Below are 24,364 nucleotides of genomic sequence, written 5' to 3' on the forward strand. Positions count from 1 at the left end.
CTTGGGGTGTTGTCACGGTGGGGCGGGGTTGGTGCCGGGTACGCGGCGGGCTGCGCCGTACCGCCACGACCCGCTCCCGTTTCGTTGGCGGCTGCGGGTTGTGGTGCCAGGAGGGGCTCTGCCCCCGAGGACGCCCACACTGAGCCGCTCACATCAACACGGCGGCACTTCTGGGCAACGGCCGGTGTACCCCCGGTCAACCTAGGTAGGCTCGGGAAGCATGGAGCATGAGGTGTACGTTCCGGTTTCCGCCGAGCGGCTGTGGGGCGCGCTCGCGGACCCCGCCCGGGTCGCCCGCGCTGTCCCCGGCTTTCAGCAGGACGCCGGCACCGAACCCGTTGCCGGACGCCTGAAGGTCCGTGTCGGCAGCCACTCCATCACCTATCGGGGGGCGGTGCGCGTCTCCGCGCAGGACGACGGGACGTACGCCGTGGAGGGCGACGCTACGGAGGCCCGCGGTACCGGCTCCGTCAAGCTCGCGCTCACGCTGCGCGTCCGTGAGTCCGATGGGGGCTGCACCGTCGTCTTCGACGGTACGGCGACCGCGGACGGCCGGATCACCGAACTGGCGCCGGACGCTGTGAGGTCGGCGGCGACCAGGCTGCTGGACCGGTTCGCGGAGAACTTGGGGGCGGACGTGGACGAACCGGAGCAGCCTCAACTCGCGGACCCCGCCCCCGTGTTCGGAACAGAGGAAGCTGGAGGGACAGAGGGAGCGGGAGGGGCAGAAGAAGCTGGCGGGACAGAAGAAGCCGACGGGGCGGACGAGCCCGACGGGGTCGATGAGCTCGACGACATCGATGAGCCCGATGAGCCCGATGACATCGACGAGATCGGCGACACCGTGGGTGACGTCGGCGGCCTCGCGGAACCTCATGTCTCCGAGACCTTCGCCGAGACCCCCGAACCTCCCGCCGAGGCCGCCCACGCCCGGCGCACGATGATCGGGCGCAGTGCGGAGGAGGTCGACCACGCGCCGCCGCGCGGGCGTTACGCCCCCGTCCCCGCGCCGCAGGCCGTCTCGGCGAACGCCACCCTCCGTTGGGCGGCTCCGGCCGCGGCGCTGGTCGTGGCGTCGGCGATCGTGGTCAACAGGGTGCTGCGCAAACGCCGTTGAAGGGTCGCCGTCCGCCTTCCCGATCAGCCCAGTAGGGTCGTGCCGTGAGTAACGAAGAGATCACGCTGACCGCGGGTGACGCGGAAGTGACGGTGCAGCCGGGCAACGGCGGCCGTATCGGAGGGCTCCGCGTCGGCGGCACCGAACTCCTGCGCCAGGGCGAGCGGTTCGGGTGCTTCCCGATGGTCCCCTGGTGCGGCCGGACCCGCGACGGCCGCTTCCTGGACGGCGGGACCGTCCGCCAGATGCCCCTCAACTCCCCGCCGCACGCCATCCACGGCACCGTCCGCGACGGCGCCTGGCGCACCGCCCGCAGGTCGGCCGACGAGGCGGTCATCACGTACGACCTGGTCGAGCCGTGGCCCCACCCGGGCCGGGTCACCCAGGTCGTCGCGCTGACCGGGGACGCCCTGACGCTCACCATGGCGGTGGAGGCGCACGACGACTCGTTCCCGGCGCAGATCGGCTGGCACCCGTGGTTCCACCGGAACCTCGGCGGCGAGGACGTGACCGTCGACTTCACCCCGGCCTGGCAGGAGGAGCGCGGCGACGACCACCTGCCTACTGGCAAGCGCGTCGACCGTGAGCCGGGTCCCTGGGACGACTGTTTCGGCATGCCCGGTGGTGTGGACGTCACGCTGACCTGGCCGGGGCAGCTGGAGTTGAAGGTGACGAGCCCGGAGGAGTGGGTCGTCGTCTACGACGAGCAGGAGGCCGCTGTGTGCGTGGAACCGCAGACCGGCCCGCCGAACGGCCTGAACACCCTGCCCCGCCTGGTCACCCCGATCGAGCCGCTGGAAGCCACGATGACCTGGAGTTGGACGCGCCTCTAAGCTGGGCGGCATGACGGACGTACGCGGCGTGGTGCTGCAACAGATCAAGGACAAGGCCGTGGTGCACGGCAAGGTGACCCTGTCGTCGGGGCTGGAGGCCGACTACTACATCGACCTCCGCCGCGTCACCCTCGATGGGGAAGCCGCTCCGCTCGTCGGGCAGGTGCTGCTCGATCTGACCGCCGACCTCGACTTCGACGCGGTCGGCGGGCTGACCATGGGCGCCGATCCGGTCGCCACGTCGATGCTGCACGCCGCCGCCGCACGCGGGCGGAAGCTGGACGCCTTCGTCGTGCGCAAGGCCGCGAAGGCGCACGGCATGCAGCGTCAGGTGGAGGGCCCCGAGATCAAGGGCCGCCGGGTGCTGGTCGTCGAGGACACCTCCACCACCGGCGACTCCCCGCTCACCGCCGTCGAGGCCGTGCGCGCGGCCGGTGCCGAGGTCGTCGCCGTCGCGACCATCGTGGACCGGGCGACCGGTGCCGCCGAGAAGATCGAGCAGGGTGCGGGAGTGCCGTATCTCTTCGCCTACTCCAAGGACGAGCTGGGCCTGGACTGACCGCCCACTCTGAGCATCCGGCCGCGTCTGGAAAGATGGGGCCGACGATGACGTCGCACCCAAGGTCTAGGTCAGGGCCGTAGCACGCAGATCGCGAAGATCGCCAACCCGCAGATACCAAGGAGCGGACCATGCCCATCGCAACCCCCGAGGTCTACAACGAGATGCTCGACCGGGCGAAGGCAGGCAAGTTCGCCTACCCGGCCATCAATGTGACCTCGACCCAGACCCTGCACGCTGCGCTGCGCGGCTTCGCGGAGGCCGAGAGCGACGGCATCGTCCAGATCTCCACGGGTGGCGCCGAGTTCCTGGGCGGCCAGTACGCCAAGGAGATGGTCACGGGCTCCGTGGCCCTGGCCGAGTTCGCGCACATCGTCGCCGAGAAGTACCCGGTCACGGTCGCGCTGCACACCGACCACTGCCCCAAGGACAAGCTCGACGGGTACGTGCGCCCGCTGATCGCCGTCTCCGAGGCGCGTGTGAAGGCCGGCGGCAACCCGCTGTTCCAGTCGCACATGTGGGACGGTTCGGCGGAGACCCTCGCCGACAACCTCGCCATCGCGCAGGAGCTGCTGGCCCGCGCGGCCGCCGCGAAGATCATCCTCGAGGTGGAGATCACCCCGACCGGCGGCGAGGAGGACGGTGTCTCGCACGAGATCAACGACTCCCTCTACACCACGGTCGAGGACGCGATCCGCACCGTCGAGGCGCTGGGCCTGGGCGAGAAGGGCCGCTACCTGCTGGCCGCGTCGTTCGGCAACGTGCACGGCGTGTACAAGCCGGGCAACGTCGTGCTCCGCCCCGAGCTGCTCAAGGAGCTGAACGAGGGCGTGGCCGCAAAGTACGGCCAGCCGGCCGGCAGCAAGCCGTTCAACTTCGTCTTCCACGGCGGCTCCGGCTCCACGCCGGAGGAGATCGCCACCGCGCTGGAGAACGGCGTGGTGAAGATGAACCTCGACACCGACACCCAGTACGCGTTCACGCGCCCCGTCGCGGACCACATGCTGAAGAACTACGACGGTGTCCTGAAGGTCGACGGCGAGGTCGGCTCCAAGAAGACCTACGACCCGCGCACGTGGGGCAAGCTCGCCGAGGCGTCGATGGCCGCGCGCGTCACCGAGGCCTGCTCGAACCTGCGCTCCACGGGCACCAAGATCAAGTAGTAAGGGGCCCTCTGGGGCGCCTTTTTCGCGAGCCCGGTGCTACGGCACCGGGCTCGTTGTATACCTGGGGCATGTCCGATGTCCGGCTCGCCTCGCCCCAGGGCAAGTGGATCCTGCTGACCACGGTCCTCGGTTCCAGCATGGCCATGGTGGACTCCACCGTCGTCAACGTCGCGCTGCCCCGCATCGGCCGCGATCTCGACGCCGACCTGGCCGCCCTCCAGTGGACGGTCAACGCGTACATGCTCACGCTGGCCGGGCTGATCCTGCTGGGCGGTTCGCTCGGCGACCGCTACGGCCGCCGCAAGATCTTCGTCCTGGGTGTGGTGTGGTTCGCGGCGGCCTCCCTGCTGTGCGGACTCGCGCCCAACGTGGGTGTCCTGATCGCCGCCCGCGCGCTCCAGGGCATCGGCGGCGCACTCCTGACTCCCGGCTCCCTCGCCCTGATCCAGGCCTCCTTCCACCCCGACGACCGGGCCAGGGCGGTCGGTCTGTGGTCCGGCTTCGGCGGTATCGGCGCGGCGATCGGGCCGTTCCTGGGCGGCTGGCTGGTGGACGGCCCCGGCTGGCGCTGGGTGTTCCTGATCAACGTGCCCTTGGCGCTGATCTGCGCCCCCATCGCCGTACGCCACGTCCCCGAGTCCGCGGACGGCCGCGCCCACGGCCGCTTCGACGTCCTCGGCGCGGCACTCGGCGCCGTGGCGCTCGCCCTCGTGACGTACGCGCTGATCGAGGCGCGCGACGGCTCACTGGTCGTGGTCCTGGCCGCCGTCGCGGGCGTGGCGGCGGGCGTCGCCTTCGTCTACGTCGAGAAGCGCGGCGCCGATCCGATGATGCCGCCGGACATCTTCGCGTCGCGCCAGTTCACGGCGGTCAACCTCGTCACCCTCTGCGTCTACGCGGCCTTCGGCGGCTTCTTCTTCCTCACCGCGCTCCAACTCCAGGTCGTGGCGGGCTACTCGGCGCTCCAGGCCGGCACGGCCCTGCTCCCGACGACCGCCCTGATGCTGCTCTTCTCGGCCCGCTCCGGCGAACTGGCCCAGCGCATCGGCCCCCGCATCCCGCTCACCGTCGGCCCGCTCCTGTGCGCGGCGGCGATGCTGCTGATGCTGCGGGTCGGCCCGGACTCCTCCTACCTCACCGACGTCGTGCCCGCCCTCCTCGTGATGGGCACCGGCATGGTCGCCCTGGTCGCGCCGCTCACGGCCACCGTCCTCGCCTCCGTGGACACCGCGCGGGCGGGCCTGGCCAGCGGCATCAACAACGCGGCGGCCCGCGCGGCCGGCCTCATCGCGGTCGCCGCGCTGCCGCTGCTGGCGGGCATGGGCCCGGAGGCGTACCGCTCGGCCCCCGCCTTCGACCACGCCTTCGACCGGGCGATGCTGTGGTGCGCGGGCGCCCTGGTGGTGGGTGCGGCCCTGGCCTGCGCGACCGTACGACGCCCGGCACCGGACTGCCGCCGCCCGGAGTGCCTCACGCACGGGTGGGTGACGGCTCCGCCGCTGGAGCCGCGGGTGGGGAAGGGGCGCCTGGAGTAGCGGTTCGAGTGGCGGCTCGCGTGGCGGTTCGATGCCGTGCGGCACCGGGATGCCTGGCAATCGCCGCCCCTGGGGGAGACTGGAACCCATGACGATTCACGAGAACCTCCTCGGGGGACCGCCCCCGACCCACCTCCCCGAAGACCCCGGGCCGCGTGACCTCCTCGCGAGCGGTGCGACGCCCGCCGATGTCGCCGCCAAGTACCCGACCTCCTCGCTGGCCTGGGCGCTGCTGGCCGACGACGCGTTCGAGCGCGGCAGCGTCGTGGAGTCGTACGCCTATGCCCGTACGGGCTACCACCGCGGCCTGGACTCGCTGCGCCGCAGCGGCTGGAAGGGCCACGGCCCGGTCCCCTGGGAGCACGAGCCGAACCGCGGCTTCCTGCGCGCCCTGCACGCCCTCGCCCGCGCCGCGCAGGCGATCGGCGAGCAGGAGGAGTACACGCGGTGCAGCCAGTTCCTGAAGGACTCCTCGCCCACGGCGGCCCAGACGCTCGGCTAGTCCGGGGACGTTGATGCAGGTCCGCCTGGTGTGACCAGGCGGACCTTGCGGTTCCGGGGGACGATTGGGGAGGATGCCCGGTGGGGACCGGGGCCACCGTGTCGAAAACGGCAGGGGCGGACCGCTACCCGGAGTACGCATCAGGAGACAGCGATGTCCCAACCGGCTCAGGAACCTCAGGAGCCCGAGGCCCCGCATCTCGACTTCCGGGGGACGACCCCGTACGAGGACTACGTCCAGGCCGACGTCCTCACCCACCTCCAGCACACCCGCTCCGACGACCCCGGCGAGATGGTCTTCCTGGTCACCACCCAGGTCATGGAGCTGTGGTTCACCGTCATCGTCCACGAGTGGGAGACCGCCGCGCGGGCCCTGCGCGAGGACCGGGTGCCGGTCGCGATCGACGCGCTGAAGCGTTCCGTACGGGAACTCGACGCGCTCAACGCCTCCTGGCGGCCCCTCGGCCAGCTCACGCCGGCCCAGTTCAACTCCTACCGCGCCGCCCTCGGCGAGGGCTCCGGCTTCCAGTCCGCGATGTACCGCCGCATGGAGTTCCTCCTCGGCGAGAAGTCCGCGTCCATGCTCGTCCCGCACCGGGGCGCGCCGCGCGTGCACGCCGAGCTGGAGAAGGCCCTGCACGAACCGAGCCTCTACGACGAGGTGTTGAGGCTCCTCGACCGGCGCGGGCACGCGGTCCCCGAGGCCGTACTGACGCGTGACGTGACGCTGCGGTACGAGCCGTCGGAGGCCGTCGAGGAGGTGTGGACCGCCCTCTACTCCGGTGACGCCGGTGACGAACTCGCCCGGCTCGGCGAGGCGTTGACCGATGTCGCCGAACTGGTGTGGCGATGGCGCAACGACCATCTCGTCGCCACCCGGCGCGCGATGGGCGCGAAGACCGGGACCGGCGGCTCCGCGGGCGTGGCCTGGCTGGAGAAGCGGGCCCAGAAGAACGTGTTCCCCGAGCTGTGGACGGCGCGCTCCCATGTCTGAACTCCTGGCCGAGGCGGAGAAGTTGGACGCCGCCGACGAACTCGCGGGCGTGCGTTCGCGGTTCGTCCTCGATGACGTGGTCTATCTCGACGGGAACTCGCTCGGCGCGCTGCCGGTCGGTGTCCCCGGGCGGGTCGAGGACGTCGTACGCCGGCAGTGGGGCGAGCTGCGTATCCGCTCCTGGGACGAGAGCGGCTGGTGGACCGCGCCCGAGCGGATCGGCGACCGGATCGCTCCGCTGGTCGGGGCGGCGGCCGGGCAGATCGTCGTCGGCGACTCCACAAGTGTCAATGTCTTCAAGGCACTTGTGGCGGCGGTGCGGATGACGGCCGGCTCGGGCCGGGACGAGATCGTCGTCGACGCGACGACCTTCCCCACGGACGGGTACATCGCCGAGTCGGCGGCCCGGATGACCGGGTGCACGCTGCGGCCGGTGCTTCCGGCGCAGGTGCCGGACGTGCTCGGCGACCGTACGGCGGCGGTGCTCCTCAACCACGTCGACTACCGCACCGGCCGGCTGCACGACCTGCCCGCGCTCACGGCCGCCGTGCACGCGGCGGGTGCCGTGGTCGTCTGGGACCTGTGCCACAGCGCGGGCGCCCTGCCGGTCGGACTCGACGAGCACGGGGTCGACCTCGCGGTCGGCTGCACGTACAAGTACCTGAACGGCGGCCCTGGTTCACCCGCGTACATCTACGTGCGGCGGGAGGTGCAGGACCGCTTCGACTCCCCGCTCCCCGGCTGGAACTCGCACGCCGAACCCTTCGGCATGCGGCCCGTCTACGAACCGGCGGCGGGCGCGCTGCGCGGTCGTGTGGGCACGCCCGACATCCTGTCCATGCTCGCCCTCGAAGCCGCCCTCGACGTGTGGGACGGCGACGGTGACGGCGTCCCGATCGGTGCGGTGCGCGCCAAGTCCCTCGCCCTGACGGACTTCTTCCTGGAGTGCGTGGCGTCGTACGTCCCCGCCGGGCGGGTGGAGTCGGTGACTCCGGTGGCCCACGCGGAGCGCGGCAGCCAGGTCGCGCTGCGGTGCGCGGACGCCGGGGACGTGATGAAACGGCTGATCGAGCGGGGTGTGGTCGGCGACTTCCGGCACCCGGACGTCCTGCGGTTCGGATTCACGCCGCTGTACGTCGGGTTCGGGGACGTGGAGCGGGCGGCTCGCGTGTTGGGAGACGTGGTTCGCTAGAAGCCGTACCTCGGTCTAACCGCCGTAGGCCATCGGAGCGGTTGGATCGACGGACAGGCCGGTGACGTACACCCCTGCCACGGCGGCGGCCCGCGCGGCTTGCGCGGCGCGCTCCGCGGCGGGGGTGTCCGGGGCGGTCCCGGTGGTCAGCAACTCGTAGTAGAGGGGCGCCGACACGGCCCGTACGACCTGGGAGGCGTCGGTGCCGGCGGGCAACTCCCCACGCCCTACGGCCTGTTCGACGCAGGGCGCCCACTCGGCGACCCGCACCTCGTAGAAGTGGCGCAGGGCCTCGGCCGTACGGGCGTCGCAGGTCGCGGCGGCGATGACGGCGCGGAACAGGGCGCCCTGCCGGGGATCGGCGAGCGTGCGCTGCACCAGCAGGGCGTTGGCGCGCAGGTCGCCGAGCAGCGAGCCCGTCTCCTCGCGCGGCAGCGACTGTTCGGCCATGTCGACGAGGAGGTCCGCGACCAGCGCGGTCACCGAACCCCAGCGCCGGTACACCGTGGTCTTGCCGACCTCCGCGCGCCGGGCGACGTCCGAGAGGTCGAGCCGGTCGACGCCCTGCTCGGCCAGCACGTCACCCGCGGCCCGCAGCACCGCCGTACGCACGCGTGCCGTGCGGCCACCGGGGCGCAGGGTGCCGGGTCCGGGGTCGGGCTGAGGTCCGGGGTCGGGCTGGGGTCTGTGTTCGCGCTCGTCCTCGGCGGACATGATGGGCTCCTGAGGGTGCTGATGAGGTGCCGTGACGGGCACGCCGTCAGCGTAACGAAACAGCAGAACCGTTTAACCCTCACCCAGCGTGACATCCGCGTGTCCGCGCACGTCACCGGCCTGGTAGCGTCCCGCCAACGGCCGCAATCTTCTCCAGGTCCGTCACATCCGAACCGTCCAAATCCGTTTCTTCGCTGAGAGGTTGGAGCATGCCGGACGACGCAGCCGCACGTGCCGCCGCAGAAGAGGAGTCGGCCTTCTCGCACCCCGCCGTCGACCCCGACAGCACCGCCGCGTACGGCGACCACCCCGACCAGGTGATCGACTTCTACGCCCCGCGCGGCGAACGCGTGCCGGGCGAGGCTCCACCCCTGGTCGTAGTACTGCACGGGGGCGCGTGGCGTGCCCCGTACGACCGCCGGCACATCACCCCGTTCGCGGACTTCCTGGCGCGACGGGGGTTCGCGGTGGCCAACGTCGAGTACCGCCGGGGGCCGGCGAGTCCCGCGGAGGGTGCCTCAATTCCGGCGCAGGGCAGTCCGGTTGGTGCTGCCGGAGGCCCGCTCGCGGGGCGCTGGCCGGACACCTTCGACGACGTCGCCGCCGCGCTGGACGCGCTCCCCGCGCTCGTACGGGAGGCGCTGCCGCAGGCCGATCCGCGCCGCACGGTGATCACCGGGCACTCGGCGGGCGGCCACCTCGCCCTGTGGGCGGCGGCCCGGCACGTCCTCCCGAAGGACGCCCCCTGGCGCACCGACGCCCCCGCCGCGCTGCGCGGTGTGGTCGCGCTCGCCCCGATCGCCGACTTCACGGTCGCCGAGAAGCTGGCGGTGTGCGGCGGTGCGGCTGCTCAACTCCTGGGCGGAGAGGCCAAGTTCGCCGAGCGTCTGCCGTACGCGGACCCGTCGCTCCTGCTCCCCACCGGCATCGCGACCACCCTGGTCCAGGGCCGCGCCGACGTCGTCGTCCCCCAGGCGGTCGCCGAGTCCTACGCGGACGCGGCGGCGAAGTCGGGCGAGGTCGTCGGCCTCACCCTGCTGGAGGACGTCGGCCACTTCCCGCTGATCGACCCGGCGGCGGACGCGTGCGCGGTGGTGGCGGAGGAGATCGCACAGCTGGCGTGGTGAGCGGCCGGGGAGAGGTGAGTGACGGGGAGAGTGGCTGCCGGTCGTCGGTCGGCCGTCCCGGTCATACCCGTAATACCTGAGAGCTACGACGCAGGTGAGTTCCCTGGTGTGACGCGGACGGGGACGGGGACAGGTGGTCGGCGGTGGCCCTGGTCAACCCCTCCGCGATGACGGTCTTCCTCTGGCACCGGACGGCCCTGATGGCCGGTCACGGCCACGACCCTCCCCGCGGGCCACGTAGTACTTGAGACGGACGGACCAGGACCCTTCTCACAGGTGACGACGGCTACCCGCCCCGCCGCCTACCGTTTTGAACGTGACCGAGACGACCCAGCAGATGCCGCCAGGCGCCGCCACCAAGCCGCGCAGCCCGGAGTACAGGCTGGCCGTGGACGCCCTGCGCGGGCTGCGGCAGGAGCTGTTCCACCACGACGCCTTCGCCTACCGCCCGTTGCCCCGCTCCACCGCCCAAGGCCCGCTGACCCGGCGCCTGAAGGGGCGGGCGCGGGAGTACGCGGCCTGGACCCCGCACGCCCTGATCGTCGCGGCCGGCCTGCTCGCGATGTTCATCGCCTCGGACAACGAGATCCGCGGCGCGGGCAGCAATCTGATCCTCGGCCTGCTCGCCCTGGTGCCGGTGGTGCTGACCCTGGTGCGGCCCGTCGGCGCGTTCTGGCTGTCCATGGCCGCGACCCCGATCGCCGCCGTCCTGGCGAACGAGTGGGACGACTCGTGGCCGTGGCTGGCCGGCAGCTTCGCCTGCCATCTGTTCGTGCTGACGATCGTGGCCATCCGCACCCGGCCGCGCACCGCCGCCTGGATGTGGGCACTGACGGCGGTCTACGGCTTCATCGCCGGCAACGTCGCCGGCGGCCGCGCCTTCCGCTCCGACACGGCGCAGGTGCTGTTCAGCTCCGCGCTGGTCCTGCTCGGCGTCGCCGTCTGGCAGATACGCAGGGAGGCCCGGCAGGAGGTGACCGCGCAGCGGACGGTCACGGCGCACGAGCGGTCCCGGCGCACGTTGCTGGAGGAGCGCACGACGATCGCCCGCGAGCTGCACGACGTGGTCGCCCACCACATGTCGGTGGTCGCCATCCAGGCGGAGGCCGCGCCCTACCGCGTGGAGAACCCGCCGCCGGAGCTGGAGCGGGCGTTCGTCACGATCAGGGAGAACGCGGTGGCGGCCCTGACCGAGCTGCGCCGGGTCCTGGGCGTGGTCCGCGCGGAGGACTACGAGGCGCCGGACGCCCCGCAGCCCACCCTCGCCGACATGGACGCGCTGCTCGCCAATGTGCGTGACGCCGGCCTGAGCGTCGACAAGGTGGTGACGGGCGCGGTGCGTGAACTCCCGCAGGGCGTCGAGCTGTCGGCGTACCGGATAGTGCAGGAGGCGTTGAGCAACACCCTGCGGCACGCGCCCGGCGCGAGTGCCCGCGTGGAGATCGGTTACGTGCTGGGCGGGCTGGGCCTGCGCATAGTCAACGGCCCGATGCCCGAGCCGAGCCTGGTGAAGCCCTCGCCGGGTGCCGGGCACGGTATCACCGGGATGCGGGAGCGGGTCTCCATGCTGAACGGCGAGATGACGTCGGCGCCGGCGGACGACGGCGGCTACGAGGTGACGGTGTTCCTGCCGGTCCCGAGTGCGAGTGAACCGGTGACGAGTGCGAGCGGAGGTGACGCATGACGATCCGCGTACTGATCGCGGACGACCAGATGATGGTGCGCGAGGGCTTCTCGGTCCTGCTGGGCGCGATGCCGGACATCGAGGTCGTCGGCGAGGCGGTGAACGGGCGCGACGCGGTCGAGCGGGTGCGTGAACTCGCCCCGGACGTCGTCCTGATGGACATCCGCATGCCGGAGATGAACGGTATCGAGGCGACCCGGGAGATCGTCGCGGCGGACGGTGCGGCGAAGGTGCTGGTGCTCACCACGTTCGACCTCGACGAGTACGTGTACCAGGCGCTGCGCGCGGGAGCCTCCGGCTTCCTCCTCAAGGACGCCTCGGCACGTCAACTCGCCGACGGGGTACGGGTGGTGGCGGCCGGCGAGGCGCTGCTCGCCCCCTCCGTCACCCGGCGGCTGATCACGGAGTTCTCGAAGCTGTCCGAGACACCCCGCCTGATGCCCAGCGCGCAGCAGGGGACGTACGGGGATCTGACCGAGCGGGAGACGGAGGTGCTGGTCCTCATCGCGCAGGGCCTGTCGAACGGGGAGATCGCCGAGCGGCTGGTGGTCGCCGAGTCCACGATCAAGACCCATGTCAGCCGCGTCCTGGTGAAGTTGGGGCTGCGGGACCGTACGCAGGCGGCGGTGTTCGCGTACGAGGCGAGGCTGGTGAGACCGAGTTAGGGACAGGCGCCCCGCCGGTCCGGGCAGGCTCTGAGGAGACGCTGATGGAACGCTGAGCCGTTTCTGTCCCGGGCTCTGAGGGGACGTTGATCAGCGGCGGAGGATTCCGTTCGAGAGTGGTGGACAGCAACTGGTACTTCCACCGAACCCCCCTCTCGATGGAGTGGTCCATGGCATTCGCCCCGCGCAAGAAGAAATCCGCCCGGCTTCTCTCCCCTCGTACGCTCGGCGTGCTCGGCGCCCTCACCGTGGGCGCCTCGCTGCTCACGGCGCCGCAGGCCCTCGCCGCCGACACCCCGACCAACGCCGAGCTGCTGAAGGCCTGCAACTGGGCGAGTTTCTGCAAGTTCCGCCCGCAGAGCTACTGGAGCTACACCGGCCCGGCGCACCAGGTCGGCAGCACGGCGTACAACTGCGGGACGCAGACCAACCAGCACCGGATCGACTGGTCTGACACGACCACCGCAGGCAACACGGTCGGTGTCTCGGTGACGGCGGGCTACAAGTTCGCCGAGGTCTTCGAGGTGCAGGTCGAGACGAGCTACAGCCACACCTGGCAGAACTCCCACACCGACACCGAGTCGAACACGGTCAACATCCCCTCGGGCAGCTACGGCTGGATCGAGCGCGGCACCGCGAAGCAGCAGGCGAAGGGCTGGTGGGAGATCCAGTTCAAGGACAAGTACTACGGCCACTACGTCTGGTACGTCTACGACTACCAGGAGTCCGGCTTCAACAACGACAACCCCAGCTACGGCTATGTCACCTTCAAGGACAAGCCGATGAGTCTGGCCGACCGCGGCCGGCACTGCTGACGGGCGGCGCGTGATGTTCCGTACCGTCGCTCTCGCGGTCGGCTCGCTCGTCCTCCTCACCGGCTGCGCGACCGCGAACGCCGAGGGCACGCACGTCGGTTACGCGGACAGCGAGGGGCCGGTGGTGATCGGCACCGACGGTTCGGCCCGGAGCCGGGTCGTGGCGGCGCTCTACGGCGAACTCCTCACCCGGGCAGGGCAGAAGGTACGGACGGCGGACGCCTCGTACGCGTCCCCGGTCGACACCGCACAGGCCGTGGTGGACGGACGGATCGGCATCGCGCCCGCCTACGAGTCCACCTTGCTGCGGGCGATGCCGGGCGGGCAGACCCTGCCCGGGAACATGGAGGCGACGCTGAGCATGGCGTTGCCACCGGGGATCGTCGCGCTGCCCCCGGCGGCGGCGCAGGGCGGGGTCGTCCTCGCGGTCACCAGGTCCACCGCCGGGCAGCACAAGCTGCACAGCCTCGCGGACCTCCGCGGGGCCGGCACCGGTCTGACGCTCGGCGGCCCGGCGTCCGGCGATCCCGACGCCCCGTCCGTCGCCGCCCTGAAGAAGACGTACGGTGTCACGCTCACCCCGGCCGGGACCTCAGGGGCGGCCGACGTACGAGTCCTGGGCAGCACCGACCCGGCGATCACCCGGGACGGGCTGGTGGTGCTGGCGGACCCGGAGTCCGTCGTACCGCTGGAGCATGTCTTCCCGCTGATCAGCGCCCCCGCCGTGGACCTGGCCGGCCGGACGGCGCTGGCCCGGCTCAACACCCGGCTGACGACGGCCGAGTTGGCGACGCTCACCTCGTCCGTCGAGGCGGGCGAGACCCCCGGCAGGGCGGCCAGGGCCTGGCTGCGCGCCAAGGGTCTGCTGCACCAGCCCGCGGCCTAGCCGGTCACCCCGGCCCATAAACAGACCGAATCTCCACCAACTCACTTAAGAAAGGCGGTAGTTCTATGCGCACGGTCAGACGCAAGGTGGTCATGGCGATGCTCGCCGCGGCCGCCGCGGTCGGTGGGCTCGCGGCCCCCGGTACGGCCTCCGCGGCAGGCGACAAGTTCGTGACGCTCAGGGTGTGCAGCGGGTCCACCGAGACGGTGAAGTTCTACTTCGTCGGGGAGAACCAGTACGGGGACTGGACCGGCTCGCAGTTCTGGGAGATCGCGCCCAAGGGCTGCACGACGGCGAGCGGTTACTGGTGGAAGGCCGGGCAGTCGGTCGAGTTCCACCACCGCAAGCCCAGCACCGGCTGGCGCTGGGAGCCCCGGCTCATCTCGTACAACGACACGCAGGACAAGGCGGTCTACGACCTCTGGATCGGCTGACCGCCGGCACCACTGTCGACCCCGGCACCGCCGGTCCCGGCACTGTCGACCCCACAACTGCCGACCCCACCACCGACGTTCCCCTTCTCGGTGGTGGGGTCGGCGTTCATCAGGTAGCCCGCGCCGCGCACCGTGCGGATGAGGGACTGGCCGGAGTCGCCCAGCTTGCGGCGCAGGTAGTAGACGTAGGTCTCCACGACCCCGGACTCGCCCTGGAAGTCGTACTTCCAGACGCTGTCGAGGATGGTGCCCTTGGAGACGACCCGGCCGGCGTTCTCCATGAGGACCGTCAGCAGGGCGAACTCCGTGGCCGACAACCGCACCGGCTGCCCGTGCCGCCAGGCCTCGCGGGTGTCGACGTCGAGTTCGACACCGGCCGCGCGCAGGCGGCGCGGGGCGACGGGGGCGTCGTAGCCGATGGTGCGGCGGGGGACGGAGACGCGGGAGCGGCGGATCAGGGCGCGGACGCGGGCGCTGACCTCGGTGAGGTCGAAGGGCTTGGTGACGTAGTCGTCGCCGCCCATGGCCAGGGCGCGGCACGTGTCCGCGACCGAGTGGCGGGGGCTGAGGAAGAGCACCGGGGTGTTGTCGCCCGAGGCGCGCAGCAGTCGGCAGACCTCCGTGCCGTCGGGGCCGGGGAGCACCAGGTCGAGCAGGACGGCGTCGGGCCGTCGGTCGCGGACGGCGGCCAGCGCCTCGGTGCCGGTGGCGCCCGCGGCGACGGTGTGCGCGTCGAAGCCGAGGAAGCCCAGGGCCGTCACGAGGGGCGCGGAGACGCCGGTGTCGTCCGCCACCACGAGGACGGAGGGGTGGTCGGGGGAGCGTTCTCGGATCACGTCTGACGCACCTTCGGTCAAGGGGATCTGTCAGGCCTCACCCCAAGGCTGGCGACCGGAGGGTTGTCCACGTAGCCCCTTCGATCACTCCAGACAAACCATCAGCGCTGTTCACCGCAGTTCACCGCCGTTCACAGGTGCTCCGGTAGGGCGCGTCGGGGATGTGGGCGGCCCACTGGGCCCGGGTCAGCGCGGTGCCCGCGCGGGCGCACACCCGGGTGAGGGCGGCGGCCGCGGAGATGGCGTAGCGCTGGAGCGGGACGTGGTCGCCGGCGACGTAGAGGGTGCTGTTGTCGGGGCTGAAGGCGAGGGAGCGGATGCCTTCGCCGGGGGTGGGGAGGGTGCCGCCGAGGGGTTGCCGGGTGGCGGTGTCCCAGAGCTGGACGGTGCCCGCGTCACCGGCGACGGCGAGGGTGCGGCCGTCCGGGCTGAAAGCCAGCGCGCTGACGGCTTCGGCGGTGTTGGTGGCCGAGGTGGGGAAGACGTTCGGCAGGATGCCCGCGCGCTCGCGCAGCGCCCCGTCCCACAGGGCGACCCGCCCGGTCAGATCACCGGCCGCCAGCCGCGAACCGTCGCCGCTGAACGCGAGGGCGCCGATCAGCCCGCTCTGCCCGAGGGCCTGCGCGGTGACGGGCCCGGTCCGTGCGGTACCAGGTTCGACGGGCAGTTCGACGGAGTGGCTGTTGCCGACGAGGAGCCGGCCGTCGGGCCGGACGGTCAGGGTGCCGCTGTCGAAGCCGTCGAGCACGGCGGTTCTGCGCCGCCGGGCGGTGTCCCAGACCTCGTCGGTGACCCCGGTGACCCCGGTGACCCCGGTGACCCCGGTGGTGCTGGTGGTGTCGGGGACGGCGTCCGTGAGACCGGTCAGTTTGTCGAGGTCGGGGAGGGCGTCGAGGTCGGGGAGCGGGGTGGTGGCGGCCGGGACGTTCCAGGTGCGCGCGGCGAGCAGGGTGCGCCCGCCGGGGCCGAGGGCGATCGAGACGGCGGGCGCCGAGGCGGACGGTGTGGCGGCGAGATCCACCGTGCCGCGCTCGCGCCGGCGTGCGACGTCCCAGACGGTCAACCGGCGGCCGATCGTGTCCCGCCCCGGCGCGGACACCCCGTAGACGAAGGCATTGCCGTCCGGGCTGAACGCCATCAGGGACTTGGTGTCGGCGGGCACGATTGGGACACGAGGGTCGCGGGCGACCGGCAGGGCAGGGGACCGCAACTCCCGCACCAGCCGCCCGTCCGAGGTGGCCCGGAGCTGGAACCGGTAGTGGCCGCCGGTGAGTTCGGCCGTGGCGAGCAGCCGCCCCGACGGGTCGAGCAGCGCGTTGTCCAGTGGCCGGCTCCGCCACCGCGGGGTGGTCGCGGCGGCCACGTCGAGCGTGTGGACGGTCGCACCTTCGAGGTACCGGAGCACCGGCCGCCGCGGATCCCAGGCCAGACTCCCGGACGGGAGCTGCCCGTTGAGGGTGTACCGGAACACGGGCGCGTCCGGCGCCGACACCCGCCACACCCGGATCTCGTCACGGCACGAGGCCGCCAGGAAATCCCCGTCCCGGCTGAACGCGGCGTACTGCGCGTCCGGATAGATGATGCCGGTCACCCGCCGCCCGGAGACGGTGTCCCAGGCGCGGATCCCGGTGCCGGACAGGGCGATGAGCCGATGGCCGGCGTCGAACCGGAGCAGTTCGTGCGAGTCGTCGCAGATGCCGTGCGTGTGCTCCCACGCACCGTGCAGCACCTGGCGACGCCCGAGGTCCCACACGGCGGGCGCGTGCCCCTTGGCACAGACGGCGACCTGCCGGTCGTCGGGACTCGGCGCCACATCGGGCCCGCCCGCGCCCGAGGCCTCGTAGAGCACCCGGTCGTCCGCGACGGCCCGCACCCACGTCCGGCCGTCACCCGGGTCGCGCACCACATAGCTGCGGCCGCTCGGCCCGAGGGCGATCCGGTACGACGACGGAAGCGCCCGCGCGGGCCCGGTCCACTTCCCGGTGCGGGTGTCCAACAGCCGCTGCCCGCCCGGCACTTGGAGCACCACGACCCGCGCGTCGGAACTGGTGGCGCGCACGGTGCCCCGAGGCAGCGACCCCGAGGCGGTACGACGATGACCGGCGACGTCCCAGGTACGCCAGGTCCGCCCCTGGGTGCTGAGCACGGTACGGCCGGAGTCGGCGAGGAAGCGCGGGGTGTCGTCGTCGGCCCCGGGCGCGGTGAAGGCGTCCAGCTGGGGCTGGGTGAGCGCGCCGAGCAGGGCGGAGCGGCTCTCGGTGAGCGGTGCCGTACGCCAGGCGGCGACGCTGAGCAGCATGGCGGTCCTGGGGTCGGTCGTCCGCATCGACCCGGCGACCGAGGCGACCCGGCGCGCGACCGTCCGGACGTGGTCCCTTACGCCGTTGCGGTGCAGTTGCCAGGCGACCAGACCGGTGACGAGCGACAGGGTCACGGCGACGGACAGCGAGAGGATCAGGCGTCGGGCCCGGCGTGCGGTGCGGGTGGCGGTGCGGTGTTCGTGCGCGCGGGCGTCGAGGGCGGCGGTGAGGAAGTCCCGCTCCAGCGTGTTGAGTTCGGGGGAGAGACCGGCCGCGAACAGCTCCTCCGCGTGGGCCAGCCGGTTGCCCCGGTAGAGGGTGCCGGTGTCGCGGCCGAGCTCCTCCCAGGTGCCGGCGGCCTGGGTGAGGCTCCGGTGGTGGCGCAGCCGTTCACGGTCCTCCTCGACCCAACTGTGCAGTCTGGGCCAGCTGTTGATGAGGGCCTCGTGGGCCAACTCGACACGGTCGGCGTCCACGGTCAGCAGCCGGGCGCGGGCCAGCCGTTCGACGACCTCGCACAACTCCGGGTCGGAGTCGTCCAGTTCGGCGCGCCGGACCGGGCGCCGGGTGTCCGTCGTGCCCTGCCCCGGTTCGACCAGCCGGAGCAGCACCCGCCGGGCGGTGCGGGCCTGCGCGGGGGAGAGGCTGTCGTGGAGCCGTTCGGCGGTGACGGCGATCGCGCCGCACACTCCGCCGGCCGCTTCGTAGGCGGCCATGGTGAGGGTGCGGCCGTGGCGCCGGCGCCAGGTCTCCAGCAGGGCGTGGGACAGCATCGGCAGCGCGCCGGGCCGCTCCACGACCTCGTCGATGATCCGGGCGGTCAGCTCCCGCTCGACCAGCAGCCCGGCAGCCGCCGCGGGCCGGACGACGGCCTCCCGCAGCTCCGTCGCGTCCATCGGCCCGACCAGCAGATGCGCCTCGCGCAACGCGTCCACGAGCCCCCGGTGTTCGGCGCACCGGGCGTAGAAGTCGGCCCGTACGGCGATGACGACCCGCAACCGGGACCGCCGTTCCCGGGCGGCCAGCAGCAGCCCGATGAAACGGGCCCGCTCCTCCTTGTCCCGGCAGAGCGTGAAGATCTCCTCGAACTGGTCGACCACCACCCAGCTGTCCGGATCCCCGTCCCCCGGCACCAGCAGATGCCCGTGGGTCGCCGCGGGCGTGGCCCCCGGGGTGAGCACGCGCAGCACCGCCGCGCAGCCGTCCTCCCGCACGCGCCGCCGCAGCCGGGGTATCAGCCCGGCCCGCAGCAACGACGACTTCCCGCTCCCGGACGCCCCGAACACCATCGCCAGCCGGTGCTCGTACACCAGCTCAAGCAACTCCCCGACCAGCCGCTCCCGCCCGAAGAACAGCTCCTCGTCACCGGGTTCGAACCGCACGAGCCCGCGGTACGGCGGCTCGTCCGCACCCTCCTGCCGTACGGCACGCTCCTCCTCGGCGGCGGCCTTCCAGCGTGCCTCCCACTCCCCGGGGTCGGCGTCACAGGCCCGCGCGTACGCCTGGACCACGGCGAGCGAGGGCAGCCGTTCACCGCCGGCCGCCTGCGCGAGGGTGGCCGCCGAGTAGTGCGCGCGCCGGGCCATCACGCGGTACGACGGCCCGCCGCACGCGGCGCGCAGTTCCCGCAGCTCGTGCGCGAGCCGCTGCACGGCTCCGGCCTCGGGGTCCACCGGCCGCTCGGGACGTCCCATCGCACCACCAATCGCCGCGTTCCTGGCAGGTCCGAAAAGATTGAAACATCAAGAAGCGGGGCCGTGGCGGGGACCGGGGCACAGGCCCCGCGATATTCACCACAAGTCCACAGGCGGTACGGCCACGAGACGGGACATCCCTGGTCAGCAGCGTGTCCAGCGGCCGGCGTCCGCCGATGGCGGCCGGCAGCCGGGGCTTACGACGTCGTGGCCCGGTACAACGACCACAACTCCTCGTCGGTCGCACACCGGCCGCTGTCCACGGGGCAGGTCGCACAACCCCGGGCATGATCGATGTACGCCCGGTACGCGGTCTGCGTCCAGGTGAACACGGCGTTGCCGGCGACATGTTGCAGGTGGCCGGCCCCGCCACTGCCGTCTCTCCACTGCCGCTCAGCCGTGGTCACGGCTGCCTCCGCCGGTGCGGGTCTGTGTGTCGGCGGATCTCCACGTTGCGGTCCGAGACCTTCGAGTGGTCCCCGGCCGCCGCAGCCGCGGCCCGCTGCTCCGCGAGCGCACCGCACACCTTGCAGCGCGGGCTCGGGTCCGGCCACGCGGCGGGCAGCGGAAGGTCGACGGGCGGGCTCATCGTCGTCGTGCTCATCGTGGTGCCTCCGTCGGGGCTCGGTAGCCGCCGGGGTCGAACGCGGCGGCGAGGACGGCGGGATCGGTGAGCAGGCCGGACCCGTCGGGGCGGTTCAGCCACAGGCGGCCTTCCGCTCCCCAGCCGGTGGGCGGGCAGTCCAGCGTCCATCCGGTGGGCCGGACGGTGAGCTGCCGTACGTCGGCCAGTTCCTCGGCGGCGGCCGGTGCGACGAGCCACCAGGCCGTGTCCGTCTCGACGTCGGCGAGGACCGGGCCACGGTGTTCGCCGCGGATCCGGTTGAGGGCGTGCATCGTGGGGAGGAGCCGCGTCTCGGCCGCGAGCCAGCGGGTGCCGGCCGCGATCGGGGTGAGGGCTTCCTTGTTCCACGTCATGCGGACGAGGGCCGGGTGCGCGGAGCAGTCGGCGAGCCACGCGTCCCCGGCCTCGTACACCTCGGTGAACCGCATCGGCGGGTGGGTCATGTCGAGCACCGTAGGGGGCACGATTGCGTGCTCGCGTGCCGATTGCGCGGGATTGCGCACGTGGTCACGAGAGGTGCGCCGGATTGCTCACGCGAGGTCGGAGAAGCGTGCCCGGGCCCGGTCGATCAGCCGGTGTGCCTGGTGGTCGAAGACGGCCGACTCGCGCATCAGCTCCCACGTCCTGCGGTACAACGCGACATCCTCGGCGGAGTCGAGCGACAACTCGGCACTCCATGTGTCGGCGACGACGAGCTGCTCGTCGATGATCCAGAACCCGTGCTTCGGGGAGAACGGCGTGCGCGCCCCGAGCGGGATGACGCCGAGGGTGACGGTGTCGAGACCGATGAACCCGCTCAGCCGGTGCAGCTGCACGGCCATGGCTTCCGGGGCGCACCTTGCGACGTGCAGGGCGGCTTCCCAGATCAGCGTGTGAAAGTGGTGGCCCGGCTCGTACACGGCTTCCTGGCGCTTCATGCGGGCCCGGACGCCTTCTTCAACGTCGCGGGGCGTACCGAGCCGATTGGACACGTCGGTGAGGACGCCGCGGGCGTAGTCGGGGGTCTGGAAGATGCCGGGGATGATGCCGGACTCGAAGATGTGGATCGTCTGGGCCTGCGCCTCCTGGACGCGGTGGCCTTCCTGCACGGCGCGGTGGCCGACGGACAGCTGTCGGCGCCAACTCCGGTACGACGTCTGGAGGCTGCGCACGCTGCGTCGCAACTCGTCGGCGATGTCGGGGCGTTCAGCGCCTTGGGCCCACGTCTCGGCGTCGGCCTCGGTCGCGGTCTGCTTGCCGTTCTCCAGGCGGGAGACCTTGGAGCGCTGCCAGCCGAGGCGTTCGGCGAAGTCCTTGCCGTTCAGCCCGGTCTCGGTGCGCAGCTCACGAAGCCGCGCACCGAGCGCCTCACGGGCCTGCTGGTAGTCGGTGGTCACCCACTCGAAGCTACCTGCGCAAGGAAGTCCTCGCGCCTGATCGCGAAGTGCCAGGCGGCATCCCGGATCTGACAGAACTCCGCGATGCGCGTGGGGTCTTCGACGAGTTCGGCACCGAGGTACTCGTCCGTCTCGTCGAAGTGGAGGACGAGCGCGCGGCGGGCGTCGAACAGCCAGAAGTCGACCGTCGGCAGGCCGGCCTTGTCGGCGTCCGCGCGCCACAGGTTGCGGATGTCCTCGCCCGCCTTGTTGTTGATGGCCGCGGTGGCGAGCAGGAAGAGCTGCTCCCGGGTCGGTGGTTGGTCGACGATCCGGACGCGCTCGAACCTCTTGCCCTGCGCGGTCTGCGCGCGAACGTTGGCGTACCAGGGGCGGTGCGAGTCGTCGGGTACCTCTTCGGTATCGAGGTAGCGGAGGTACTTCTCGCCGACACGGTCGGAGGCGTAGCCGCGGCGGGTCTCCAGACGCCAGGCGGTGTGCTCGAACTCCTCGAAGTAGCTGCCGAACGTGCTGTCGTCGATGAACTCCGGCACGCGGTCTACTCCTTGGGGGCGAAGCGGGTGAGCAGCTCGCGCGGGATCCGGACGAACGACTCGCCGTCGAGGACGTTCTGCAGCTGAGCCACGTCCTCCGCATCGGTCACGGTGTAGCCCTGCACGACGATGTCCCCGCTCGCGAGATCCTCGTACAGGGTGGGGCACTTGCCTTCTTCGCTGGTGGTGCCGAGCAGGCGGATCTGTAAGGCCATGGCCGGGTCTCCCTCTCGTGCCAGTGGGCGAGTGCCCAGGATGGGACGGGTAGGGGGCGCTGCGCAGGGAGATTGCGGGTAATTGCGCGGACGGATCGGACTGTGCGGGCGGTTGCACGCAATCGATATCGTCGGGGACTCCAGGGCGGGTGCTCTGCCTACAGGTCGCCGAAGAACAGAGCCTCGGTGATGACGCCGAGGATCGCGATGTTCTTGGTGCCGTTGGCGATGATGAGCGCGAGTCGCCGCTCGTTCAGAACTCGGTGCCCCCACCGGCGAAACGTACGGGTGACACCAGGGCGATGCGGATCAGGCCGGGTTCGGGAGGAGGGGCGTCGTAGACGTAGGTGACGGTGAGTGTGGGGCGGAGGCCTGTGCCTTCGATGCGCGTCGTGTAGATCTTCATGCCACCGACGGCGCTTTGTGCTCTCCGGCCGAGTGCCGGGTTCTTCTCCAACTCGGCTCGCAAGGTCTCGACAGCCTCAAGTGCTCCGTCGCCGATGGCGAGGCAGCGAGCGTGGGCCTCACGGGTGATCTCGGCGATGGTCGGCTGCTGGTCGTCGTTCACCGATCGTTTTCCCGAGCTGAGCGGATTTCGGCGATGGCCGCGGCGACGGCTGAGTCGAAGGAGGGGTCCTGGCGCGCGATGACTCGGCCGCGGAACTCCTCGACGAGGCGGACGACGCCGGAGAGGTCCGCCGGGTCGGCATGGTTGATCTCGCGGGCCAACTCGGCCTCGAAGTCGTCTGCGTCGCCGGGGAAGCCGTAGCCCATGGTGAGGGCGGCACGGAGCTCCCCAATGGTGCGCATGGAGGGAAGACGGGACTGGCCGGACTCTGCCGGTCGGGTGGTCATGGCGGCGGCTCCCTTTCGCGGTGTCGCTTTCACGGTACCCGGACGATTCCGTACGGTGCCTTTCACGCTGCGTCCAGTTCGCACCAGACGTATTTGCCCCGGTGGCCGTTCCTGGACAGCGGCTGCCAGCCCCACTGGTTCGCGCAGGCTCTGACGAGGGCGAGGCCGCGCCCCTCCTCCAGATCGGTGATGGACGTCAACTCGTTCGGGGGCTCCGGGGGTTCGGGGTTCGCGTCCCAGGCGCCGACGCGGAGGGTGCCGGGCGACCAGGAGACACGTAGGGCGGCGGGGCCCTCCGTGTGGCGAACGGCGTTGCCCACCAGCTCCGTTGCGAGGAGTTCGGCGGTGTCGACCAGGCCGATCAGTCCGTGCATCGTGAGGATCAGGCGGAGGGTGCGGCGACTGATCGTGACGGCGCGGGGGTCGTTGGGGATGTTGAGGGAGTACTCCCAGGGGGCGCGGTGTTCGGTTTCGGGCATGGGTGAACTCCGTTTGTGGGGCGGGGAGTTGGTGTTCAGGGCCGGTGGCAGTGCCGCAGCCGTCGTGGCAGGGCGGAGCGGTGCGCTTCCGGGTCCCCGGGGTTTCGCAGGGTGTGCGGCGCGTCACTGACGGTATGGCACGAATTGGTGCCAGCGCAACCGGCTGGCGTAATCTGACACCCGAACGTGGCGCCCCTACCGGGGCGTTGAGAACAGGAGGGTGCATGCCGCCGAGGAGTAACCCCACAGCGCGACAGGTGCGTCTGGGGACTGAACTGCGCAGGCTGCGCGAGGCCGCCGGTTTGAAGGCCCGGGAGGCGGCGGCCCTCCTGAACTCGACCTCCGGCCAGATGAGCCACATGGAGTTGGGTATCGCGGCGGTCAGTGCGGAGCGCGTTCGCCGACTGGCTGTCCATTACGCCTGCACGGACACGGAGTTGATCGACGCGCTCGTGGCGATGGCGACCGACCGTACCCGTGGCTGGTGGGAGGAGTACCGGGGAGTGCTACCGCCGGCGTTCCTCGACACCGCCGAGGCCGAGCACCACGCGACGTTCCTTCGCGAGGTCGTGATCATGCTCGTGCCCGGGCTGCTTCAGACCCCCGACTACGCTCGCGCGGTCTACTCGTACATGCGCCCCGAGCTTCCCGAGAACGAGGTGGCCCTACGTGTTGAACATCGGCTGAACCGGCACGTCGTCATCGAAGGCGACGACCCCACCCCGTACGAGACGGTCATCCACGAGTTCGCTCTGCGTGTCCAAGTGTCGGATCGCCGGGCGTCACTCGCTCAACTCGGCTTCATCCTGGAGGAGATCGAGAAGGGGCACGCCGTTGTACGGGTCATCCCCGTCGACTACGTGGGTTTCGCCGGTGCCGGAGCCTCGATGATGTATCTGGGTGGTCCCGTGCCCCGGTTGGACACCGGGTTGCGCGACTCGCCGACCGGTGTCGGCTTCTCCGATGCGGAGGCCCAGTTGGAAAAGCTCCGCACGCTGTTCCATAAGGTGAGGAGCGCGTCACTGGACCCGGTGGCGTCGCGGGACTTCATCCACCAGCTGGCTAAGGAACTGTAATGAACTGGCGTAAGTCGACGTACTCCAGCGGCGGCGACGGCGACACCTGCGTCGAGGCTCGGCGGCGTCGCGCTCGACATGGCGTGGCTGCGCCAGTTGCTCGACTGGCAGAAGGAGACCGAGGACCCGGGCGAGTTCCTGGAGTCCCTGCGC

Annotated in this window: 28 protein-coding genes; 16 read left to right on the forward strand and 12 right to left on the reverse strand. The window is 71.4% G+C overall.

Going from position 1 to position 24,364, the window contains the following annotated elements:
* Positions 1-220 precede the first annotated feature (220 nt).
* From ACNFOC_RS27335 to kynU, 8 genes are all read left to right on the forward strand, one after another.
* A complete protein-coding gene (locus ACNFOC_RS27335; protein ID WP_416961740.1) occupies positions 221-1,117 on the forward strand; it encodes an SRPBCC domain-containing protein in 897 nt (298 codons plus the stop codon).
* Between the two features lie 44 nt (positions 1,118-1,161).
* Positions 1,162-1,950 carry an aldose epimerase family protein gene (locus ACNFOC_RS27340; RefSeq protein WP_416961741.1) on the forward strand — a complete coding sequence of 263 codons (789 nt, stop codon included), beginning with the start codon at positions 1,162-1,164 and terminating at the stop codon, positions 1,948-1,950.
* Between the two features lie 10 nt (positions 1,951-1,960).
* Positions 1,961-2,509, forward strand: a complete 549-nt coding sequence (pyrE, locus tag ACNFOC_RS27345) for an orotate phosphoribosyltransferase (RefSeq protein ID WP_328830607.1) — start codon at positions 1,961-1,963, stop codon at positions 2,507-2,509.
* A gap of 131 nt (positions 2,510-2,640) precedes the next feature.
* Positions 2,641-3,672 carry a class II fructose-bisphosphate aldolase gene (fbaA, locus tag ACNFOC_RS27350; protein WP_416961742.1) on the forward strand — a complete coding sequence of 344 codons (1,032 nt, stop codon included), beginning with the start codon at positions 2,641-2,643 and terminating at the stop codon, positions 3,670-3,672.
* A gap of 71 nt (positions 3,673-3,743) precedes the next feature.
* On the forward strand, positions 3,744-5,210 hold the full coding sequence (locus tag ACNFOC_RS27355) for an MFS transporter (RefSeq protein ID WP_416961743.1): 1,467 nt from the start codon (positions 3,744-3,746) through the stop codon (positions 5,208-5,210).
* Between the two features lie 88 nt (positions 5,211-5,298).
* The gene (locus ACNFOC_RS27360; protein WP_403595886.1) at positions 5,299-5,712 is read left to right on the forward strand and encodes a DUF3151 domain-containing protein; all 414 of its coding nucleotides are present in this window, start codon (positions 5,299-5,301) and stop codon (positions 5,710-5,712) included.
* Positions 5,713-5,865: 153 nt separating this feature from the next.
* Positions 5,866-6,705, forward strand: a complete 840-nt coding sequence (locus tag ACNFOC_RS27365; RefSeq protein WP_416961744.1) for a tryptophan 2,3-dioxygenase family protein — start codon at positions 5,866-5,868, stop codon at positions 6,703-6,705.
* Entirely contained in the window at positions 6,698-7,897 is a 1,200-nt protein-coding gene (gene kynU / locus ACNFOC_RS27370) for a kynureninase (protein ID WP_416961745.1), read from the forward strand. The genes ACNFOC_RS27365 and kynU overlap by 8 nt, the downstream gene beginning before the upstream one ends.
* A gap of 15 nt (positions 7,898-7,912) precedes the next feature.
* Here kynU and ACNFOC_RS27375 read toward each other — a convergent pair whose 3' ends face one another.
* Positions 7,913-8,611, reverse strand: a complete 699-nt coding sequence (locus tag ACNFOC_RS27375) for a TetR/AcrR family transcriptional regulator (RefSeq protein WP_416961746.1) — start codon at positions 8,609-8,611, stop codon at positions 7,913-7,915.
* Between the two features lie 209 nt (positions 8,612-8,820).
* Between ACNFOC_RS27375 and ACNFOC_RS27380 the strand changes: the two genes are divergently transcribed.
* From ACNFOC_RS27380 to ACNFOC_RS27405, 6 genes are all read left to right on the forward strand, one after another.
* A complete protein-coding gene (locus ACNFOC_RS27380; protein ID WP_416961747.1) occupies positions 8,821-9,738 on the forward strand; it encodes an alpha/beta hydrolase in 918 nt (305 codons plus the stop codon).
* A gap of 316 nt (positions 9,739-10,054) precedes the next feature.
* On the forward strand, positions 10,055-11,422 hold the full coding sequence (locus ACNFOC_RS27385; RefSeq protein ID WP_416961748.1) for a sensor histidine kinase: 1,368 nt from the start codon (positions 10,055-10,057) through the stop codon (positions 11,420-11,422).
* Positions 11,419-12,087 carry a response regulator gene (locus ACNFOC_RS27390; RefSeq protein ID WP_416961749.1) on the forward strand — a complete coding sequence of 223 codons (669 nt, stop codon included), beginning with the start codon at positions 11,419-11,421 and terminating at the stop codon, positions 12,085-12,087. Before ACNFOC_RS27385 ends, ACNFOC_RS27390 begins: the two co-directional genes overlap by 4 nt.
* 170 nt (positions 12,088-12,257) lie before the next feature.
* On the forward strand, positions 12,258-12,902 hold the full coding sequence (locus tag ACNFOC_RS27395; protein WP_416961750.1) for a hypothetical protein: 645 nt from the start codon (positions 12,258-12,260) through the stop codon (positions 12,900-12,902).
* A 13-nt stretch (positions 12,903-12,915) separates the two neighbouring features.
* The gene (locus ACNFOC_RS27400) at positions 12,916-13,788 is read left to right on the forward strand and encodes a glycine betaine ABC transporter substrate-binding protein (RefSeq protein ID WP_416961751.1); all 873 of its coding nucleotides are present in this window, start codon (positions 12,916-12,918) and stop codon (positions 13,786-13,788) included.
* 65 nt (positions 13,789-13,853) lie between these two features.
* The gene (locus ACNFOC_RS27405) at positions 13,854-14,222 is read left to right on the forward strand and encodes a hypothetical protein (RefSeq protein WP_416961752.1); all 369 of its coding nucleotides are present in this window, start codon (positions 13,854-13,856) and stop codon (positions 14,220-14,222) included.
* Here the strand turns inward: ACNFOC_RS27405 and ACNFOC_RS27410 are convergent.
* The 11 genes from ACNFOC_RS27410 to ACNFOC_RS27460 form a co-directional block, all read right to left on the reverse strand.
* Complete coding sequence (locus ACNFOC_RS27410; RefSeq protein WP_416961753.1) at positions 14,201-15,058, reverse strand: response regulator transcription factor; 858 nt, start codon at positions 15,056-15,058, stop codon at positions 14,201-14,203. The genes ACNFOC_RS27405 and ACNFOC_RS27410 overlap by 22 nt on opposite strands.
* A 121-nt stretch (positions 15,059-15,179) precedes the next feature.
* Positions 15,180-19,052 (reverse strand): nSTAND1 domain-containing NTPase, encoded by a 3,873-nt coding sequence (locus ACNFOC_RS27415; protein WP_416961754.1) that lies wholly within the window; start codon positions 19,050-19,052, stop codon positions 15,180-15,182.
* Positions 19,053-19,249: 197 nt separating this feature from the next.
* Entirely contained in the window at positions 19,250-19,459 is a 210-nt protein-coding gene (locus ACNFOC_RS27420; RefSeq protein ID WP_416961755.1) for a hypothetical protein, read from the reverse strand.
* Entirely contained in the window at positions 19,456-19,656 is a 201-nt protein-coding gene (locus ACNFOC_RS27425) for a hypothetical protein (RefSeq protein ID WP_416961756.1), read from the reverse strand. The genes ACNFOC_RS27420 and ACNFOC_RS27425 overlap by 4 nt, the downstream gene beginning before the upstream one ends.
* Positions 19,653-20,120 carry a hypothetical protein gene (locus ACNFOC_RS27430; protein WP_416961757.1) on the reverse strand — a complete coding sequence of 156 codons (468 nt, stop codon included), beginning with the start codon at positions 20,118-20,120 and terminating at the stop codon, positions 19,653-19,655. Before ACNFOC_RS27430 ends, ACNFOC_RS27425 begins: the two co-directional genes overlap by 4 nt.
* 87 nt (positions 20,121-20,207) lie before the next feature.
* Positions 20,208-21,053, reverse strand: coding sequence for a helix-turn-helix domain-containing protein (locus tag ACNFOC_RS27435; RefSeq protein WP_416961758.1), 846 nt, complete (start codon positions 21,051-21,053; stop codon positions 20,208-20,210).
* Positions 21,050-21,586 carry a DUF6879 family protein gene (locus ACNFOC_RS27440; RefSeq protein ID WP_416961759.1) on the reverse strand — a complete coding sequence of 179 codons (537 nt, stop codon included), beginning with the start codon at positions 21,584-21,586 and terminating at the stop codon, positions 21,050-21,052. Before ACNFOC_RS27440 ends, ACNFOC_RS27435 begins: the two co-directional genes overlap by 4 nt.
* A 5-nt stretch (positions 21,587-21,591) precedes the next feature.
* The gene (locus tag ACNFOC_RS27445; protein WP_416961760.1) at positions 21,592-21,801 is read right to left on the reverse strand and encodes a hypothetical protein; all 210 of its coding nucleotides are present in this window, start codon (positions 21,799-21,801) and stop codon (positions 21,592-21,594) included.
* Positions 21,802-22,054: 253 nt separating this feature from the next.
* The gene (locus ACNFOC_RS27450; RefSeq protein ID WP_416961761.1) at positions 22,055-22,369 is read right to left on the reverse strand and encodes a hypothetical protein; all 315 of its coding nucleotides are present in this window, start codon (positions 22,367-22,369) and stop codon (positions 22,055-22,057) included.
* On the reverse strand, positions 22,366-22,656 hold the full coding sequence (locus ACNFOC_RS27455; protein ID WP_416961762.1) for a hypothetical protein: 291 nt from the start codon (positions 22,654-22,656) through the stop codon (positions 22,366-22,368). Before ACNFOC_RS27455 ends, ACNFOC_RS27450 begins: the two co-directional genes overlap by 4 nt.
* A 62-nt stretch (positions 22,657-22,718) precedes the next feature.
* Positions 22,719-23,135 (reverse strand): ATP-binding protein, encoded by a 417-nt coding sequence (locus tag ACNFOC_RS27460; protein WP_416961763.1) that lies wholly within the window; start codon positions 23,133-23,135, stop codon positions 22,719-22,721.
* 224 nt (positions 23,136-23,359) lie between these two features.
* Here ACNFOC_RS27460 and ACNFOC_RS27465 point away from each other — a divergent pair, with 224 nt between their 5' ends.
* On the forward strand, positions 23,360-24,211 hold the full coding sequence (locus ACNFOC_RS27465) for a helix-turn-helix domain-containing protein (RefSeq protein ID WP_416961764.1): 852 nt from the start codon (positions 23,360-23,362) through the stop codon (positions 24,209-24,211).
* The coding region (locus tag ACNFOC_RS56080) for a DUF397 domain-containing protein (RefSeq protein ID WP_521985337.1) at positions 24,211-24,364 on the forward strand (154 nt) is incomplete at its 3' end. The genes ACNFOC_RS27465 and ACNFOC_RS56080, both read left to right, overlap by 1 nt.

The organism is Streptomyces colwelliae, assembly GCF_048158785.1.
Taxonomy (GTDB): domain Bacteria; phylum Actinomycetota; class Actinomycetes; order Streptomycetales; family Streptomycetaceae; genus Streptomyces.